Genomic DNA, 19,237 nt, shown 5'->3' with positions numbered 1-19,237 from the left:
TTTTGCCTGTTACCCTTACAGTCTGTCAGAATTATTTTTATCCAAGTTATGAATATACTTATATTGGGCTCAGGAGGCCGAGAACACGCTTTTGCCTGGAAAATCGCCCAAAGCCCTCTTTGTGACAGTTTATTTGTAGCACCGGGAAATGCCGGTACTGCAGAAATAGCAACAAACCTTCCGATTTCTTACAATGATTTTGATTCGGTTGCAGCAGCTGTTATTGAAAATGAGATTGAATTGGTAATTGTAGGGCCGGAAGAACCTCTGGTAAATGGCGTTGTAGATTACTTTGAAAGTCGCCCTGATCTTAGTAAAATAAAAATAATCGGGCCTAATAAGGCTGGCGCACAACTGGAAGGAAGCAAGGATTTTTCCAAACAGTTTATGCAGAAATACGGCATCCCGACTGCATCATCCCGAACTTTTACGGCTGAAACTCTGGAAAGCGGACTTGAATATCTTGAAAGCCATCCATTGCCAATTGTGTTGAAAGCGGACGGTCTTGCAGCCGGAAAAGGAGTGATCATTGCCGAGAAACATAAGGACGCGCAGGATGCATTCACGGAGATGCTTGTTGATGGAAAATTTGGATCGGCAGGAAATAAAGTTGTTATTGAGCAATTCCTTAAAGGAATAGAATTGTCAGTGTTTGTGCTTTGTGATGGAGAGAACTATAAAATCTTGCCGGAAGCAAAGGATTATAAGAGAATTGGAGAAAACGACACCGGGCTTAATACCGGAGGAATGGGTGCCGTTTCACCTGTTGCTTTCGCGGATGCCAATTTTTTAAGAAAAGTTGAAGAAAAAGTTGTTAAGCCAACCCTTCACGGTTTGAAAAGTGAAGGAATTAAATATGTAGGATTCATATTTATCGGTTTAATGAATATCAAAGGTGAGCCTTACGTTATTGAATACAATGTGCGTATGGGCGATCCTGAAACAGAAGTAGTGTTGCCGCGTATTCAGTCTGATTTCCTTATACTTCTGGCAGCAACTGCCAAAGGTACATTACAGGATATCGAAATGAATATCTCCCCTCAGGTCGCAGTGACGACTGTTCTGGTATCTGGTGGATACCCGGGAGATTATGAAACGGGCAAAGTAATTTCCGGAAAGGAAAAGGTTGAAGATGTATTTCTGTTTCATGCAGGAACTACATTTAATGCAAATACCGAAGTCGTGACGAATGGTGGCAGAGTTATGGTTTTAACCGGCGTTGCCAATTCGCTTGAAAATGCGGTTCATAAGTCGCAGCGTGCTGCGCAAGCTATACAGTTTGAGGGAAAATATTTCAGACACGACATCGGTATGGATTTAATTCGTTATAACTCTTGATGAAGACGATGAACTATGGGATGTGGATCATGTGCATCCGGCGGGTGCGGTACTAAAGAAGGATCGGCCGTCTCAGGATGTGGAAGTAATGGAACCTGTGGTACAGGTGGATGTAATAAAATGAACGTTTTCGACTGGCTCAGCCACATGGATGTGCCTGCAAGCCAGAAGTTTGACGTTGTTGAAGTAAAATTTAAAGGCGGACGAAAAGAATATTTCCGTAATATAAATCAGGTAGACTTTGTCACAGGCGATTATGTTGTTTGTGAAATGGCCTCCGGCCAGCATATAGGGACTGTGTCTCTGCAAGGTGAACTTGTACGCCTTCAGATGAAGCGTAAAAACGTTGCGATCAGTGATGACATTCATGTCATTTACAGAGTTGCCAACGAGAAAGATTTGGATAAACATACGCAGGCGATGGCAAGAGAAATGCCAACGCTTTATCGCACACGGGAAATCATCCGTGAGATGAAACTGAATATGAAGTTATCTGACGTTGAATTTCAGTCGGATAATACCAAAACTACGTTTTACTATTCGTCTGAGGAACGTGTCGATTTCCGGGAACTGATCAAATCTCTTGCGTCCGAATTTAAGGTCAGGATCGAGATGAGACAGATCAGTCTTCGTCAGGAAGCCAGCCGCCTGGGTGGATTGGGTTCTTGCGGACGAGAACTTTGCTGTTCGACCTGGCTTACGGATTTTAAAAATATTTCGACGTCAGCCGCGCGTTATCAGAACCTTTCGCTGAATCCTGCAAAACTTTCAGGACAATGCGGTCGGTTGAAGTGTTGTCTGAACTATGAGCTCGAAACTTATATCGATGCTTTAAGAGATATTCCGACGATCGATGCGCCTCTGAAAACGAAAAAGGGAGTCGCGACGCTTCAAAAGACTGATATTTTCAGAAAGATCATGTGGTTTGGTTTTGAAAAAGACACAAACTGGTATCCGGTTGCGATAGATAAAGTACTTGAAATTATAGACTTAAATAAAAAGGATATTATTCCTGAATCGTTGGAAATCCTGACTCCGGAACCGGAAAGGAGAATCGAAAAAGGAGCGCAGTCCCTGAATAGTGATCTTGCCAATCTTGACCGCAAGTATAGCGAGGAACAGAAAAAGAAGAAAAAGAAGAAAAACAGGAATGGTAATAAAAACCGCGGTGCCAAACCACCGCAGGCAACCACGCCTTCTACACCTCAATAAAAACAAGAAAATAAGCTGCAAAAATGATATTTTGCAGCTTATTTTCTCTTACAGCCAGCCTAAAATTCTAAACTCTTGAAAAATCACGTAATTCGTCTGGCAGACATTGCCAGTAAGCCTTCCAGGCGCATCATAGGATTAATGTCCGGCACTTCACTCGACGGACTTGATGTTGCCCTTTGTAACGTGCAGGGAAGCGGAACTGATACCATTCTAAAAGTAGAACATTTTGCAACTGTTCCTTTCACAGAAGAATTTCGAGACAACATTCGTAAGATTTTCGCCAAACGGGAGATTGACTTTCAGCATTTATGTGTTTTAAATCCCTTCATCGGTCTGGAACATGGTCGTATAATTCTGGAATGTTTAAAACAATGGAACGTTGCGGCGGAAGAAATTGACCTGATTGCAAGCCACGGGCAGACGGTTTTTCACGCACCTAAAAAACAGCATAACCTTCCTGATTTTCCTAATTCCACTTTACAGATTGGGGACGGCGATCATATTGCAATTACCACGAATATTATAACACTGAGTGATTTTCGTCAAAAACATATTGCTGCCGGTGGAGAAGGTGCTCCTTTGGCAGTTTATGGAGATTTTTTCCTTTTTTCTAAAAAAGGAGAAAACCGGATTTTGCTTAATATGGGCGGCATTGCCAACTTCACTTTTTTACCTGGTTCTCTGAATCCGTCCGCTATTTTCACCACCGATACCGGCCCTGGCAACACGTTAATTGACGCTTTCACCAGAAAATATTTTGGTAAACCTTATGACGAAAATGGACTTATCGCAGCCAGTGGAAATGTTAATAACACGCTGTTGGAAGCGTTGAAGTCACTCTCATTTTTTGAAGCGCCTTTTCCAAAAACAACCGGTCCGGAAGTTTTTAATATTGATTTTATCAGCAGTATGATTGACCAGCATAATTTACAGGAAATTTCTCCTAAAGATATTCTGGCCACTTTAACCCGATTTAGTGCCGACACAATTTCAAGCGCGATTCAGCGGGTAATGAAACCTGATGAAACTTATAACATTTATGCAAGTGGCGGCGGAGCTCATAATCCGGTCCTGATGGCCTCCATTCGGGAACAATTACAGAATTGCCAGCTTAGCTTGATCGACGAATTAGGCGTATCCGGAGATGCCAAAGAAGCAGTCCTTTTTGCTGTATTGGCAAATGAAACGATAGCTGGTTCCGGTATGGATTTTGGTGATCGGGAAGGGGTGCCAAGTGTTTCCATGGGAAAGATTTCGTTTCCGGGATAATGGCTTCTGCTGAGTAAATAAAACTGTTATTCCTATTTTAATACAGCATTATTTGTCTGCAAGCTGTTTCTTTGCAAAAAAATATTCTTGTCGCATGTATGATATCATCGTTGTAGGCGGTGGGATTGTTGGCCTGGCCACTGCCCTTCGTATCAAAGAACAAAAACCTTCCTTAAAATTGCTGCTTCTTGAAAAGGAAAGCGGCGTTGCCAAACATCAAACCGGACATAACAGTGGTGTTATTCATTCAGGATTGTATTACAAACCGGGAAGTTTAAAAGCAACGAATTGTATTCGCGGTTATGAAATGCTTCTGGATTTTTGTGATCAGGAAGGTGTTGCTTATGACCTTTGCGGGAAAATTGTTGTGGCTACCAAGTCAGAGCAAATTCCATTGTTAAAGAATCTTTATGAGCGTGGACAGCAGAACGGTTTAAGCCAAAACCGGATGATCTCAAAAGAAGAAATTCGCGAAAGGGAACCGCATGTAAACGGTTTGGAGGGAATTTGGGTGCCTTATACCGGCATCATTGATTATACAGCTGTCAGCCAAAAATATGCTGAAAAATTTCAACGGCTTGGAGGTGAAATCAGGTTTCTGGAAAAAGTGGTAAATATAAAAAACCAGAATGCTTCGAGCGAAGTAATTACTGCCTCGGGGAAAGCCTATACAACGCGACTTATCGTTAATTGTGCCGGCTTGTATTCTGATAAAGTAGCCCAGTTGACACAACCCGAAGAGATCAAATTGAGGATCATTCCTTTCAGGGGAGAATATTATAAGATACGCCCGGAAAAGCATCATTTGGTCAAAAATCTTATTTACCCAGTACCTGATCCAAACTTTCCATTTTTGGGTGTTCACTTTACAAGAATGATTGAAGGAGGCGTGGAAGCGGGACCCAATGCTGTCTTTGCATTTAAAAGAGAAGGCTACAAAAAAACCGATATCAATGTGCCCGAAATGCTCGAATCACTGGCCTGGCCAGGTTTCAGAAAAGTAGCAATGAAGTACTGGAAAACGGGTATGGGAGAATATTATCGCTCTTTTTCCAAAGCAGCTTTTACAAAAGCTTTGCAGGAATTGATTCCGGAAGTACAAAGCGATGACTTAATTCCGGGCGGCGCAGGCGTTCGGGCACAAGCCTGTGATTACGACGGTGGCTTGCTGGACGACTTCTCAATCATTGAAAACAAGGGCGCTATCAACGTTTGCAATGCACCTTCGCCAGCTGCCACTTCTTCACTTTCTATCGGACAAACCGTATCAGAAAGAGTGTTGGCAAGAATTTAATTGGCTTTCGGCTTTCGGCTTTCGGCTTTCGGCTTTCGGCTTTCGGCTTTCGGCTTTCGGAAAATAAAAAAGTCCTTACAATTCCGGTTCCGGATGTAAGGACTTTTTTTATTATTTCAAGGTAATAGAACTGGTCGCTGACAGCTGAAAGCCGACGTTACTCATTCGACAGCTTGCTATTTTTCTTTCCATATCCAAAATATACAGCCAGACCCAGTGCAAGCCAGATCGCTAGACGATACCAGCTTTCGATTGGTAATGAATACATGAGATATAAACAAACCACGATTCCCATAATTGGTACAAAAGGAACCAACGGTGTGCGGAATGAGCGTTTAAGATCAGGACGTTTTACGCGAAGCATCCAAACACCTACGCATACCAGACAGAATGCGAATAAGGTACCAATACTTACCATATGACCCAAGTCACTAACAGGCACAAGCCCTGAAAATAAACTTACAAAAATCATAAAGAAAAGATTTGTTTTCCACGGTGTGCTGAATTTTGGATGAATCGCACCGAAGAATTTTGGAAGCAAACCATCTTTGCTCATAGAATAAAATACACGACTTTGTCCCAAAAGCATCACAAGCATTACCGATGTGTAACCAGCAAGAATTGCAATAATCAAACCAGTCTGAAGCGTATCATAACCTGTTTTTGCAAACGCAGTAGCAGCAGGTTTTGCATCATTCGCGAATTCAGTATATTTCACGAGACCAGTCATCACGTGAGCGAAAAGCACGTAAAGCAAAGTACAGATAACGAGTGAACCAAGAATACCGATCGGCATACCTTTCTGCGGATTTTTAGCTTCCTGAGCAGCCGTAGAAACGGCATCAAAACCAATAAAAGCAAAAAATACAACCGCAGCACCGGTAGCAATACCAGACCAGCCAAAATTTTCGTAGTTCCCGGTATTTTCAGGTATATAAGGCACATAATTTTGTGGATCGATATGGCTCCATCCTAACGCGATGAAAACCAAAACCACCGCAACTTTTACACAAACAAGAATATTATTAAGAAAAGCCGATCCCTGAGTACCTCTGATCAAAAGTAATGACAATACCCAGATAATAAGAATGGCAGGTAAGTTCACAATACCATTATCGATAATCGTACCGTCACTTAGCTTTACAACTTCGTAAGGAGAACATACCAATTGTGCAGGAAGATGAATGCCAAAAGAGCTTAAAAATTCAAGCAGATAACGCGACCAGCTTACCGAAACTGTGGCGGCTCCCAAGGCGTATTCAAGTACAAGGTCCCATCCGATAATCCAGGCTACAAATTCTCCCATGGTAGCGTAAGAATAGGTGTAGGCACTTCCCGCGATAGGGATCATGGACGCAAATTCAGCATAACACAAACCTGCAAACCCACAACCTACGGCTGCGAGGATAAATGAAATGGTTACAGCAGGGCCGGCATGTTCTGCGGCTGCAATTCCGGTTAGGGAAAAAAGGCCAGCACCAATGATTGCTCCAATGCCCAGTGCTATCAAACTCGTCGAACTCAGGGATCGCTTTAGCTGGTTTCCCTCTCCGCTCGACTCGAGCATTAATTTTTCAATTGGCTTTTTTACCCAAAGTTGATTTGCCATATAATATTTCTGATTGTAGTTATTATTTCAATATGTTATAAAACTAAAATAAAATTTGCTAAGTCTACCCAAGCTTAAAAATAAAAGGGGGAAAGTAAAATACTTTCCCCCTTTTATTATCTAAAATACTTATGCTTTTACTCCTTTCGCCTTAGCAGCTGCCGTTGCAGCATCCGCTGTCGCCAGAGAAGCGTTTTTGATTTTTTCACGCTGTAAAATATCTACAACAATCGGTGCAGCAACGAATAGGGAAGAATATGTACCTACGATCACACCCAGTAACATACAGAATGTAAATCCGCGAATTACTTCACCACCAAATACCATTAAAACAATCAATACAAGCATTACAGAAATACCTGTCACCGCTGTACGGCTTAAAGTACTGTTCAAGGCGTTGTTGATAATCGTTGGCAAAGTTTCCGTTGTTGCTTTATCGTCTTTCAGATAATCACGGATTCTGTCATAAATTACAACCGTATCATTCATAGAATAACCGATCATAGTCAGGATAGCTCCGATAAATGCCTGATCAATATCCAATGAGAATGGCAACCATCCGTTGAATAGTGAATAAACGGCAAGCAGGATAATCACGTCATGTGCAAGCGACACCACTGCACCATAACTAAATGCAAGTCGTTTGAATCGCAGGAAAATATAAACAAAGTTGGCAGCCAAAGCCAGAAGAATCGCATACAACGCATTGATCATTGTGTCATAGGCAATGGTTGGTCCAACTTTATTAGAACTTACGATCTTTCCAGGGTTGCCTGTAATTTTGGATATACCAGCTGTAATTTTCGCTTCAGCTTTTTGATCAGCATCAGGAGCAGTGTCTTCAATCAGATAATCGGTAGTAATTTTCACCTGGTCAAATCCTCCGAAGGTTTTTACTTCCGGCGAGCCTTCAAGCTCTTTTCCCATTACTTCGCGCACTTCGTCAGTCTCAACATTTTTGTCGAAACGTACAACATAAGAACGCCCGCCTTTAAAATCGATACCTAATCCAAATCCTTTGAAGATGAAAGATCCAACACCAATAACCATGATGGCAGAAGAAATGATATAAAAACGGCGGCGTTGAGAAACGAAATCGAAATTATTATCCTTAAACCAGTTTTTAGTCAATCCTGAATAGAATTTGTAAACTTTTCCATGCGTGATCTGATATTCAAGAAACAATCTTGTAATAAAAATTGCAGTGAACAAAGAAGTAAGCAAACCAATTACAAGCGTAGTAGCAAAACCAAGAACAAGTCCTGAACCGAATGTATAAAGGATAATACCCGTTAGAAGTGTTGTTACATTCGAGTCAATAATTGCTGTCATCGAATGTTTGAAACCATCCTGAACGGCTAGTTTGAAAGGTTTCCCATCTGCAATTTCCGTCTTGATCCCTTCATAAATCAGTACGTTCGCATCCACGGCCATACCAATCGTCAATACGATACCGGCAATACCTGAAAGTGTAAGTACAGCTCCAAGCGAAGCCATAATGCCTAAAAGAAGGAACAGGTTTAAAAGAAGTGTTAAGTCAGCAATGAAACCTGCGCCGCTGTAATAAGCCACCATAAACACCAGGATAACTACAAGACCAATTACTGATGACAAAATACCGGCAGTAATTGCCTCTGAACCTAATGTAGAACCAACAATCGCCTCTTCAACAATATGCGTTGGAGCTGGTAACTTACCCGCTTTAAGCACATTTGACATATCTTTTGTTTCTTCAACCGTGAAGTTTCCAGTAATACTTGAGTTACCATTTGGAATTTCACCTTGTACCGTTGGCGCAGTGTAAACAAGATTATCGATAATGATGGCAACCGGACGGCCAATGCTGTTGGCTGTCAATGTCCGCCATTTACGGGCGCCTTCGCCATTCATGCGCATGGTTACTTCCGGACGGCCACGATCATCATAATCGTGCGTTGCATCCACGATCACGTCACCTTCCATTGCAGCCTGGCCATTTTGTTTTTTGATAAAATACAATGGCAGGATCAGTTGGTTGTTAGTACCTTCTGTTCCTTTGCGATCCCACATAAAAACAAGGTCGGCGGGGAACATGGTACGAACCTCAGGACGTGAAAGAATTTCATTTGCACGTGCAGTATCTTTCAAATAAACACCTAAACCTTGTGGCATTGGAACAAAAAGACTTGTCAAAGCAGCACTTTGTGCAGCTATAGCAGAAGAGTCTGTTTTAGACGAATCTCCTTTTTGTTCAAGCTGTGCAGCCAGTCCGCTTAAACCTGATTTTGCAGTTGTATCAGTTGTTGCAGCAGCAGTTGCAGGCTTTCCGGCAGATTTAACTCTTGCATCTTCACGAGCCAGGTAACTTCCCAGCTGATCAATTGCAGGAGCCAGTTCATTGGTAAGATATACCTGAGCAAATTCCAATTTCGCAGCACCAGACAAAAGACGACGAACACGTTCCGGGTTGTCAACACCTGGAAGTTCAACCAAAACGCGGTTTGTACCTGGCAAACGTTGAATATTCGGGTTAGTTACACCGAATTTATCGATACGAGCCTGAGTGATCTGGAATGCTCTGTCAATCGCACCGTCAATTTCCGTATTCAGCATTTTAACTACATCACCATCAGATGAATTGCTGTTGATTTTTGTGCGGTTTGCACTTGTTGCGAATACGCTTGCAAGACTTGTATTCGGTGCAGCATCTTTAAATGCTGAAACGAAAATCTTAACGAAGGCATTGTTATCCGCCTTTTTATCTGCCTGCGCAGCTGCCAAAGCTTTTTGGAACGACGCGCTGCGTGCATTTCCACCAGCCATACCTTTTAAGATCTCAGCAGGTGAAACTTCCAAAACCACGTGCATACCACCTTGAAGATCAAGACCCAGGCTAAGCTCGCGTTCAGTAACTTCCTGCAAAGTCTGGCCCAGGTATACTTCTTCGCGCCATAAAGAATCAATGTAACGCTGTTTTTTCTTGCTATCAACTTTACCCGACGCATCCGTTGCGAAGGTCTCAGCCTTTCCTTTTATGTTACGCGAAACAAACGTAAAAGAAAGATAATAGGCACTAATAAGAGCCAACACAATGGTTAGCCCAATTATTCCATTCTTGTTAGTCATTGTTTTGTAAAAATTGTGAAATTTTCAAATAGATATGTTTCCGGACGGATCGTCCAATGCAAAAATTATAGATCTGAGAATGAAAAAGTATGTGTCGCATACGTTGGCGACATATTAATTTCAATCTACATGATCAACGAAGTATTGTCACGGGGCGTTGGTGACTATATATCGGGCAAAAACCCTGCTGAAACAGGAGAACAGGAAATACGACTCCCGGAGAGCAACTTCAACAATTTGTTGGCTTTCAATAAATTGCCAAACGGGCTGCGGGGCAAAATAAAAGTAGTGAGAGAAGTCAAAAGACAGTGCCGGCGTAATAACCGCATCCAGTGCAAGCGCACTTACGGTTGCCTGGTGATCGTCAGGTGTGCCAGCCGCTGCATCATTAGAAACTCCTTTGATCGCCTTGGCACTTTTTGAAAACTGCTGAACCGTATCGCTGCTATTAGTCCATGACGTAGCTCCGGCTACCATCAAAAGCATGGTGGCTAGCAGTAAGCTAATTGTCTGGTTAATAACTTTTTTTGTCTTCACGATTTGGGTCTTCATTTAAACCGCAAATTTTAAACCAAAATATTACAATCGCAAGTGGTTTGCCATATTAATCTGAATTAAGATTTTGGCAAATAGGAAATAATGAGAAGGATAAATAAGTTTTACTTCAATCTGCCATATTTTCGCATCATTTCCAGGACTTTTTCTTTCGGCAATTCTTCAACGGCATGGCCTTGGGTGCCGTCAGAATTTTTTGCCATAAACAATGAATTAATTATGGCCTCGTTAGTGGCCTCAATGGTCGCCATGAAAAGCGGAGATATGTAGTCGTTATGCAAAAGTCTGACACTGGAAGTTCCTTCTTTTGTTTCATGCGGGATTTGGTACGCCGTTGAAAAGGCAATAACATAATCCCCACTACCATTAGAAGCGATGCCGCCGGTTTCAGCCATACCCATAATGGCACGTTTTGCCAATCGTTTCAAATTCCTCGCATCCAATGGGGCATCCGTCGCGATGATCATCATACAAGATCCATCAGACGATTTGTCAAGCGATTCCTTGAAAGCATATTTTCCAAGTTCTTCCCCAACCGGCACACCATTGACTTTTAAAACTCCGCCAAAATTCGTTTGTGTCAAAACCCCGACGGTATATCCACCAAGTTTTGCAGGCAATTTCCTGGAAGACGTTCCGATACCTCCTTTAAAATTAAAACAAACAGTTCCTGTTCCGGCGCCAACATTTCCCTCTTCCACTTTCCCGGTTTGCGCGTTTGACAAAGCCTGTAACACATGTTCTTTTTTGACATGTCTTCCGCGTATATCATTTAGAAAACCATCATTTGTTTCTCCAACCACGGGATTAACCGAACGCACATTTTCATTTCCTTTTTGATTAATCGTCCAGTCGATTAAAGCATCGGCGGCTGTGGGAACACTTAATGTATTTGTTAAAATTATGGGTGTTTCCATCGTCCCTAACTCCTCCACCTGAGAGTAACCTGCAAGTTTCCCGAAACCATTTCCGATATAAATTGCCGCCGGGACTTTCTGTTGAAAAAGATTTCCTTCTCTTGGCAAAATAGCTGTAACACCGGTTCTGACATCTTTTCCATTGACCAAAGTCACCTGGCCAACCTTCACACCGGTGACATCCGTGATCGCGTTGAAAGTCCCGGTTGGCAAAACACCGATTTTAATTCCAAGGTCGCGTGGGCGCTTTTGCGCATTGGCGTAAATTGTGGTTAAGAGCAGGAGAACGAGGAGTGAATTTTTCATCAGTCAGATTTATTGAGTTTCCAAGATACAAAAAGAACATTTAATCCGGCAAAGGAATCACTAGCGGCAGTTTATAAAAACAAAAACCGCCAGAAATAATCTCTGACGGCTTTAATAAGAAGGCTTACAAATATCGTTTTAATAAAAAATCAATCAACGGATCAATCCTCTGGTCGTGCTTTTTTTGGATCAATAACAGTTTCCATCCTGCTTACGGCCGAAGCGCCGAAATATCCAAGTGCTTTCCTTCCATTAGGATCTGCGTTAACAACATTCGATTTGATATTGGCGATCGGCGTGGCAAATAGACCTCCGTTTGCACTTTGCTCTACTATTTGCTGCAAAAAGTAAAATGCCTCGTTGGTGATACTATGCAGTTCGACACCGACGTGGCTGCCTGCCTGATACAAGGAATCATAGGTAATGGATGTTCTCAGCGGCTGGATAAAGATCAAACCATCGGAAGGAGCACCTGCGCCAAAAGCTGCGTCATAAGCAATAGATATTTTCTCCGCTTTATCAACATTCGTTTTTCCGTTCAATACTTCTTTAATCCAGTAGGTATCGCCTGTTCCGATAAAATCACGTGCATAGAATTCAACTATGTAGCCCTTTTTTTGCCCGTCTTCCGGCGTGAATGGAAGTGTTTCATTTGTATAAACCAAAGAATCGACTTTCGGCACTCTTTTAATCTCGTTTTTCGCGGTGTAAACTTCTTGTTCGTGTTCGATTTTAAGCGTGTATTTTCCACCAATATGTCCCAGAGTATCTGAATTTAATTTGCCCCAGGTATATTTTCCGCTCCCGGTGCTGTCTTTGAATTCGTATACTTTACCAAGATTATCCGTCACTGTAACTTTTGCACCTAAAACCGGCTTAATAGGATCTTTGTCAAAGTACGCCGACGACCATGTCAGGGTAATGGTTTGGGTTCCTGGCTGATTAGTTATCCAGCCATCTACGACCAATTGTGTCGGCCCGGCTTCCGTTTGCAGATCAATAACATCTTCACAGCCCGACAACCCTGCGATCGTAAGCATTAACATTAAAGATTTGAAGATATTGGTTGTTAAGAATTTATATTTTTTCATGGCTGATTAAAACTTAAAGTTATAGGTCACAGAAGGAATCAAACTTCCAATCACAGAATAGCGAACAGCTTCTGTTCTTAGCATATTTTGAGCTCTGTCACTAATGGATGGCTTATCATCATTCTGGCGTGTATAGACCGAGAAAGAATTCCGACGGTTGTAGACATTATAGATTGAAAAAACCCATTCACCTTCTCCAATACCGAATAATTTCTTACGGGCTTTAAGCGTTGCTGCCAGATCCAGTCTGTGGTAGGCAGGAATACGGTCATTGTTTCTGGAATTATTATAATTGTTTCCCAAGGAAAACCCACCCCATGAATATCCGTTCGTAGGAAAAGTTGCCGGTGTCCCGGAAGTAATTGTAAAGTTTGATGACAAGGTCAATCGCTTATTCAACTCATAAATGGCGACCGAAGTGAAGTTATGCGGCTTATCAAAACGTGCCGGAAACCAGTTGTCATTGTTGATACTCATAACCTGTCTTTCTGTTCTTGATAAGGTGTAACTAATCCATCCTGTTAAACGGCCTTTATTTTTCTTTAAATAAAATTCAGCCCCGTAAGCACGACCTTTCCCTGTTAATAAATCTCCTTCTACGAATTGATTAAGCAGCAAATCTGATCCAGTTACATAGTCAATCTGGTTGTGCAGTTTTTTATAATAAACCTCCACAGAAGCCTCAAACATATTATCCTTGAAATTCTGGAACCATCCCGCAGCTACCTGGTCAGCAAGCTCAGGTTTTATATTTGAAGAGCTCAGCGTCCAAACATCCAAAGGAGAGCTGGCAGCTGTGTTTGACAACAGGTGAAGATATTGCGACATACGGTTATAGCTCAATTTCAAAGAGGCCGTTGAAGTAATCCCCACATTGACTGCAAAACGCGGCTCCCAATTTCCATACGTCTTGATCACATCACCCTTGCCATATTCTGTTCCTGGAAAAATCGGCTGTTTTCTTACTCCCGCCGTGGTATCTCCGTATAAATATTCAGTTCCCGGCCCCAGGCTGCGGTAGTAAGAATAGCGGATACCATATTGTAAGGAAATCCTGTCTGTTAGTTTTTGTTCGTTTGCAATGTACAAAGCTGATTCATCTGCGTGACGCGATGGCAGATCCAGATTAAGTCCTTCACCTTCTGAAACAGCCGTGGCTTTTCCCGGACGTGAATCATAATTGATATATTGCCCGCCGAAAGTCAGCTGGTTATTAGGTGTGATGTAATAGGTAAAATCAGGTTTTACACTTTTGCTGATGATCTTGGATTTCCAGACAAAACGATCTTTTGCCTGTTCATCATTTTCATTCTGACCAAGATTATAATCATAGTTGCTGTAGTAACCCGTCAGGTTCATGAACAATTTATTGGAAAAAATGTGATTCCAGCGAGCTGTGGCAGTGGCATTACCCCATCCAAAACCAAAATCTCCGCCACCAAAAACATCTTTACCAAAATAACCGGAAGCAAAAAATGTATCCTTATTTCCCAAACGGTAATTTACTTTGGCTGTAAGATCATAAAAGTTAAATTTGGAATCCTTTAAATCATCATTAAGGAAAGGTTTTGCAAGAATATCAATATAAGAACGGCGACCTGCCACAATAAATGACCCTTTTCCGGCAGCGAATGGCTGTTCATAAGTAAGTCGTGAAAATATGGAACCAATACCGCCGTTAATTTCACGTTTCTTCGCGTTTCCTTCTTTCATCCTTACATCAAGAATTGAAGAAATACGTCCGCCATATTGCGCAGGAATACCGCCTTTGATCAGCTTTACATCCTTTACAACATCAGGATTAAACACGGAGAAAAATCCGAAAAGGTGAGAGGAGTTATAAACCGGAGCCTCATCAAGCAAAACCAGATTTTGCGAAATATCACCGCCACGAACGTTAAACCCGGAAGCACCCTCACCAACCGTTGTAACACCGGGCAATAACTGAATACTTCTGATCAAATCAACTTCTCCCAAAAGAGCCGGCATTTTTTTGATGGTTTTCATTTCCACCTTATTCACCGACATTTCAATGCTCCTTACATTATCATCTTCTTTTTTCGTAGAGATCGTAACCTCTTTCAAATTTTCGCTTTCGTCCGACATCTCGATGTCGATCCGCTGGTCTGTATTCAAATCAACTGTTTTTGAAATTTTCTGATACCCGATGTAGGAGAAAACGACATTATAAGTGCCGTTGGGAAGTGTAAGCGAGTAAAATCCATACGGATTTGTCACAACGCCGGTTTCAACCTCCTTCACATACACGGAAACGCCGATCAGCCCTTCTCCGTTTGCAAGATCTTTTACATACCCGCTTACAGTATGTTTATTCTGCGCAGCTGCTGGCAAACTGATTACAAACAGTAACAGCACAATCCATTTTTTGTGTAGTTTATTTTTCATGCTAACATTTTGGTATATAATTAAAGGCAGGTCAAGCAAGTTTACAACCGGTTCCATAAAATTGAACTTTTCCCATCCCGATGACAACCGATCCTGCGTTCACCCCCACTTATTTAAAAAAATAAATTTGAGGTGCGCTTCAATTGTTATGCAAAACAAGTGATAATCAGTTGAGAATAATATTAAAAAATGATAAACTGCTTAAAATGGAGAGTGAATGGAATATTATCCTATTTGCAATGTGAAATACGAAGTAGTACTTTTTTATGAAATTTTTATAACAGCTCCCGGATCGGAACAATCGTTCAGTAGTTCTAGAGAAGTTTTTTGCAAAAGAGGATGAAGAAAATCAGGCGCGATTTCGGCGAGAGGAATGAGCGTAAACCTGCGCTCATGAAGGCGGGGATGTGGTAGGGTAAGCCGTGCGCTGTCCTGAACCAGATCGTTAAAATAAAGTATATCGATATCGATCACCCGGGCGCCCCATCGTTCATAACGGATACGTCCGAGCTCATGCTCAATTTCCAGAATAATCCTGAGCAATTCCTCAGGCATCAGTTCTGTTTGAACTTCCAGTATCTGATTAAGAAAAACAGGCTGATCCAACACACCCCAGGGTGCGGTTTCATAAATAGATGAGGCAGTTCGGATAATCCCAACGCGCTCTTCAACCATTCCTGCGGCAGCCTGCAAAATTTGCAGCCGCTCTCCAAGATTGGAACCAAGAAGCAGAAATACGTTTTGATAAACGGAAAGGATATGCATAGTCAACCTGGCAAAACAGTTACCGGATTTGTAATTCTTTACCTAATAAGACTAAACGAACAATTCCTGAAATCTGGAGAATCGACGAAAAAAAGGACTCCCCGAATAAGAGAAGTCCCTTTCCAATAAATTCGCAAATTTCTTAGAACGTAAGTGTTCCTTTATCGTATGCTTTTTGGATCGTAGCTTCGATACCGTTCTTGTTGATTGTACGAAGAGCAGAAGTAGCTACTTTCAACGTAACCCATTCTCCTGATGAAGGAAGGAAGAAACGTTTCTTTTGTAAATTCGGGAAGAATTTACGTTTTGTTTTATTGTTAGCGTGAGAAACATTATTTCCAACGCGTGTTCTTTTACCAGTAATTTGACAAACCTTAGCCATGACGATCAATTTTTCCAAATGAGGGTGCAAATATAGGAACTTATTATTTTAGTGCAAATAAAAATGAAAGATATTTGAAAAAGAATATGTTAGTATGTCATTCTGAATCCTACGCCGTGCACGTTATCAATGCGGATTACGGGATCTGAGGACAGATATTTACGCAATCTCGAAATAAAAACATCGAGACTTCTTCCCATGAAATAATCGTCGTCTCCCCAAATGGCTTTTAATAATTCGTCCCGCCTGATAACCTGGTCCGGGCGCTCCGAAAGATATTTCAACACCTCAGCTTCCCGGAAAGTAAGGTTTTGCAGAGTGCCATTTATTGATAAAGTAAGTTTCTGAAAATCAAAACTGTAATTACCGATCGAGTTAACTTTTGGCTGTGCTGCGACAGGTTTTCCGGAATTATTCCGCCTCAAGATAACACCTATCCGCAGCATCAATTCCTGTATACTAAAAGGTTTCGTCACATAATCCTCCGCACCGAGTTCAAGCCCTTTGATCTTGTCTTCCTGTAAAGACCTCGCTGTGAGAAATAGGATAGGAACCTGCTTATCCGATTTACGTATATTTTCTGCCAGCGTAAATCCATCCATTTTTGGAAGCATTACATCTAACACACAAATATCAAAATGCTCCTTGTTAATAATGTCAAGTGCTTTTGCGCCGTCTTCGGCGTGCACCACTTCATAGTCGTAAGCTTCGAGATTATCTTTGGTTGCGAAGGCAAGATTCGGATCGTCCTCGACGTATAAAATTTTCTTTTTCAACTTGTTCGGTTTTAGGTTTTAAAGCTTGATATGGTTTATTTCTGTGGGATGGAAATTGTAAATATGCTTCCTTTTCCCAAGGCACTATCCAATTCCAGATGCCAATGATGGGAACGGACAATTTGTTTTACATAACTGAGCCCTATACCAGAGCCTTTTACATTATGCACATCCCCCGAGGTAATCCGGAAAAATTTGTTAAAAATCTTCTTTTGAAACTCCGGCGCGATTCCGACGCCCTTATCTTCAACACAAATAAAGAGGCAGCTTTTCTTATTAAAAGTACGTAAGACAACTTCCGGCTTATCGACGGAATATTTAATGGCATTATCGATCAGGTTTGTGATCATGTTCCTCAAATGAAATGGATCCGCTTCCACACATGGCTGCGAGGCCTCGAATCTTAGCTGTACCTTTCCTTCAAAAGGCAGGAGAATAGATTCTATAACCTGATGAACATCAACGATTTCCTTTTTTAATGTCAGAGCATTTCTTTCAGCCTTGGCCATGGAAAGTACCATTTCCACCTGATTTTGCAATCTTAAAATCTCCTCCTGAACGATATGGACATATCGCTTATGCCTTTCAGGTTGTGTTGTGATAATATCTGAATTAAGAACATCAGCAGCAATACGTATTGTGGAAATTGGCGTTTGCAGCTCATGTGTCATGTTATTAACAAAATTCCGCTGAACTTCCGACAAATGTTTTTGTCTTAAAATAATAAACAAAGCATAAGCAAAGAACCCAACAGCCAGCAAAACCAGCACGGAAGACCATATCCACCCATTCAAATTCCCGACGATATATGCAGATTGCTGTGGAAACCTGACGCCGAAATAATAGGGATATTTATCGGTCTTCACCCAGTTATTAATTTTTACGGTGGTTTTGTCATTCGTTTTTGTGCTCAAAGACATACCATACCGCATCCTATCGGTGGTACAATCATAAATCCCTACCTCAAAATCTGTGATAAGATTGTGTTTTTGGAAACTGTCTTTGATAAAATGTTCCAAAAGATCAGGCTGCGTAGTTGCATTCGTATTAACCAGAAAATATTCTGGTGATAACTGCTCAACGGGATTGGAAGTCTGCATGACACCATTGACCGTCGCAAGTTCCTGTGCAACATCCTGCAACGCCACATGCGCATTCTGATTAAATTGCCGGTGACGCAGGTCAAGTGCCTGTTTAACCCAATAAATCTGGGTAATCACGACGCCAATAATCAGAAGCGCAGAAAATAAAGTAAGCCAGCGAATGGAGCGTCTCGGCATTGATCAAATAATTTCTAAATAAAATGGATGGTTATCAAAGTATATGCCAGCCAGGGATTTTTACATATCTCTTTTCAAATGATAATCAAAAAGCGTTTCCATTGGCGATTTAAGAATTTTTCCTGGCGTCAGTCCTTTGTTTTCTAAAACGGATTTCAAAATATCCTGGTAATAAAACGCAATTGACCCCGTAAAGTGAACCGGATACTTTTCTGCATCCTTATGTTTTAAAATATACTTCTCTGTAAACAGAATAAACGCATCAGTAACCATTTTATGGATAAACGGATGTTTTATATTTTTTGAAATGAAATGGGAAAAAGTTGCGAAATAACGATTTGGGAAAGGTTGCCGGTAAACTTTTTCCAAAACAGCTAGTCGATTCGTCCCCGGATAACTTTCTTCAAACTGCTTATGAAGATCTTCCGGCAACTCATTTTGAAGAAAGTGAACCAAAAGCGATTTTCCAAGATAAGAACCGCTGCCTTCGTCGCCCAGCCAAAAACCCAGCGACCCTATGGAATGGATCATCATTTCACCGTCGTAAAAAGTATTATTGGCACCTGTACCCAAAATACATGCAATTCCTGGGTCATTCTGGCATAATCCTCTTGCAGCCCCAAGCATATCAGAAGCGACCTCGATAATTTCAGCAGATGGAATAATATCGACCAAAGCGTCATAAACAGGCCGGCTGGTCGCCTTATCTGCACATCCTGCACCATAAAAAAATACCTGATCAATTGTGTTATAAAGATAGGGTACGACTTCTTTTTCTAATATTTCCGAAACCTCATCCGTTGTCTGATAAAATGGATTTAATCCACTTGAATGAAAACGGACCGGCGATTTTCCGGAATATGCTATCAGCCAATCGGTTTTTGTTGAACCACTATCGGCGATTAGGTAAGTATTTTGTTTCAAATTCT

15 protein-coding genes are annotated in these 19,237 nt (G+C 41.5%); 4 read left to right on the top strand and 11 right to left on the bottom strand.

Translation table 11 applies throughout. The features are described from left to right. Positions 1 to 48: 48 nt before the first annotated feature. From purD to lhgO, 4 genes are all read left to right on the top strand, one after another. Complete coding sequence (purD, locus tag AC1XUO_RS20920; RefSeq protein WP_483331720.1) at positions 49 to 1,338, top strand: phosphoribosylamine--glycine ligase; 1,290 nt, start codon at positions 49 to 51, stop codon at positions 1,336 to 1,338. A gap of 15 nt (positions 1,339 to 1,353) precedes the next feature. After that, positions 1,354 to 2,550, top strand: a complete 1,197-nt coding sequence (locus tag AC1XUO_RS20915) for a PSP1 domain-containing protein (protein ID WP_483331719.1) — start codon at positions 1,354 to 1,356, stop codon at positions 2,548 to 2,550. Between the two features lie 75 nt (positions 2,551 to 2,625). After that, positions 2,626 to 3,822, top strand: a complete 1,197-nt coding sequence (locus AC1XUO_RS20910; protein ID WP_483331718.1) for an anhydro-N-acetylmuramic acid kinase — start codon at positions 2,626 to 2,628, stop codon at positions 3,820 to 3,822. A 94-nt stretch (positions 3,823 to 3,916) separates the two neighbouring features. Further along, the gene (lhgO, locus tag AC1XUO_RS20905; protein WP_483331717.1) at positions 3,917 to 5,116 is read left to right on the top strand and encodes an L-2-hydroxyglutarate oxidase; all 1,200 of its coding nucleotides are present in this window, start codon (positions 3,917 to 3,919) and stop codon (positions 5,114 to 5,116) included. 157 nt (positions 5,117 to 5,273) lie between these two features. On the opposite strand, the gene AC1XUO_RS20900 is transcribed toward lhgO, so the two are convergent. The 11 genes from AC1XUO_RS20900 to AC1XUO_RS20850 form a co-directional block, all read right to left on the bottom strand. Continuing rightward, on the bottom strand, positions 5,274 to 6,725 hold the full coding sequence (locus AC1XUO_RS20900; RefSeq protein WP_483331716.1) for an amino acid permease: 1,452 nt from the start codon (positions 6,723 to 6,725) through the stop codon (positions 5,274 to 5,276). A 129-nt stretch (positions 6,726 to 6,854) separates the two neighbouring features. Further along, positions 6,855 to 9,830 carry a protein translocase subunit SecDF gene (gene secDF, locus AC1XUO_RS20895; RefSeq protein ID WP_483331715.1) on the bottom strand — a complete coding sequence of 992 codons (2,976 nt, stop codon included), beginning with the start codon at positions 9,828 to 9,830 and terminating at the stop codon, positions 6,855 to 6,857. A gap of 147 nt (positions 9,831 to 9,977) precedes the next feature. After that, a complete protein-coding gene (locus AC1XUO_RS20890) occupies positions 9,978 to 10,382 on the bottom strand; it encodes a hypothetical protein (RefSeq protein WP_483331714.1) in 405 nt (134 codons plus the stop codon). Between the two features lie 107 nt (positions 10,383 to 10,489). Beyond that, positions 10,490 to 11,608 (bottom strand): DmpA family aminopeptidase, encoded by a 1,119-nt coding sequence (locus AC1XUO_RS20885; RefSeq protein WP_483331713.1) that lies wholly within the window; start codon positions 11,606 to 11,608, stop codon positions 10,490 to 10,492. Between the two features lie 161 nt (positions 11,609 to 11,769). Next, positions 11,770 to 12,699, bottom strand: coding sequence for a DUF4249 domain-containing protein (locus AC1XUO_RS20880; protein WP_483331712.1), 930 nt, complete (start codon positions 12,697 to 12,699; stop codon positions 11,770 to 11,772). A gap of 6 nt (positions 12,700 to 12,705) precedes the next feature. Next, positions 12,706 to 15,105 (bottom strand): TonB-dependent receptor, encoded by a 2,400-nt coding sequence (locus tag AC1XUO_RS20875; RefSeq protein ID WP_483331711.1) that lies wholly within the window; start codon positions 15,103 to 15,105, stop codon positions 12,706 to 12,708. 264 nt (positions 15,106 to 15,369) lie between these two features. After that, entirely contained in the window at positions 15,370 to 15,870 is a 501-nt protein-coding gene (gene folK / locus AC1XUO_RS20870) for a 2-amino-4-hydroxy-6-hydroxymethyldihydropteridine diphosphokinase (RefSeq protein WP_483331710.1), read from the bottom strand. 142 nt (positions 15,871 to 16,012) lie between these two features. Continuing rightward, positions 16,013 to 16,252 carry a 50S ribosomal protein L28 gene (rpmB, locus tag AC1XUO_RS20865; RefSeq protein ID WP_031528537.1) on the bottom strand — a complete coding sequence of 80 codons (240 nt, stop codon included), beginning with the start codon at positions 16,250 to 16,252 and terminating at the stop codon, positions 16,013 to 16,015. A gap of 89 nt (positions 16,253 to 16,341) precedes the next feature. Beyond that, positions 16,342 to 17,028: a response regulator transcription factor gene (locus tag AC1XUO_RS20860; RefSeq protein WP_483331709.1), complete on the bottom strand. Its 687-nt coding sequence runs from the start codon at positions 17,026 to 17,028 to the stop codon at positions 16,342 to 16,344. Between the two features lie 35 nt (positions 17,029 to 17,063). Beyond that, positions 17,064 to 18,308, bottom strand: a complete 1,245-nt coding sequence (locus AC1XUO_RS20855) for a sensor histidine kinase (RefSeq protein ID WP_483331708.1) — start codon at positions 18,306 to 18,308, stop codon at positions 17,064 to 17,066. 60 nt (positions 18,309 to 18,368) lie between these two features. Beyond that, positions 18,369 to 19,232: an N-acetylglucosamine kinase gene (locus AC1XUO_RS20850; RefSeq protein ID WP_483331707.1), complete on the bottom strand. Its 864-nt coding sequence runs from the start codon at positions 19,230 to 19,232 to the stop codon at positions 18,369 to 18,371. Positions 19,233 to 19,237 lie beyond the last annotated feature (5 nt).

This window comes from Dyadobacter sp. HNCC25DJ186, assembly GCF_056895235.1.
The sequence above is the reverse complement of the archived record's forward strand: the minus strand, read 5'-3'. Positions and strand labels throughout refer to the sequence as shown.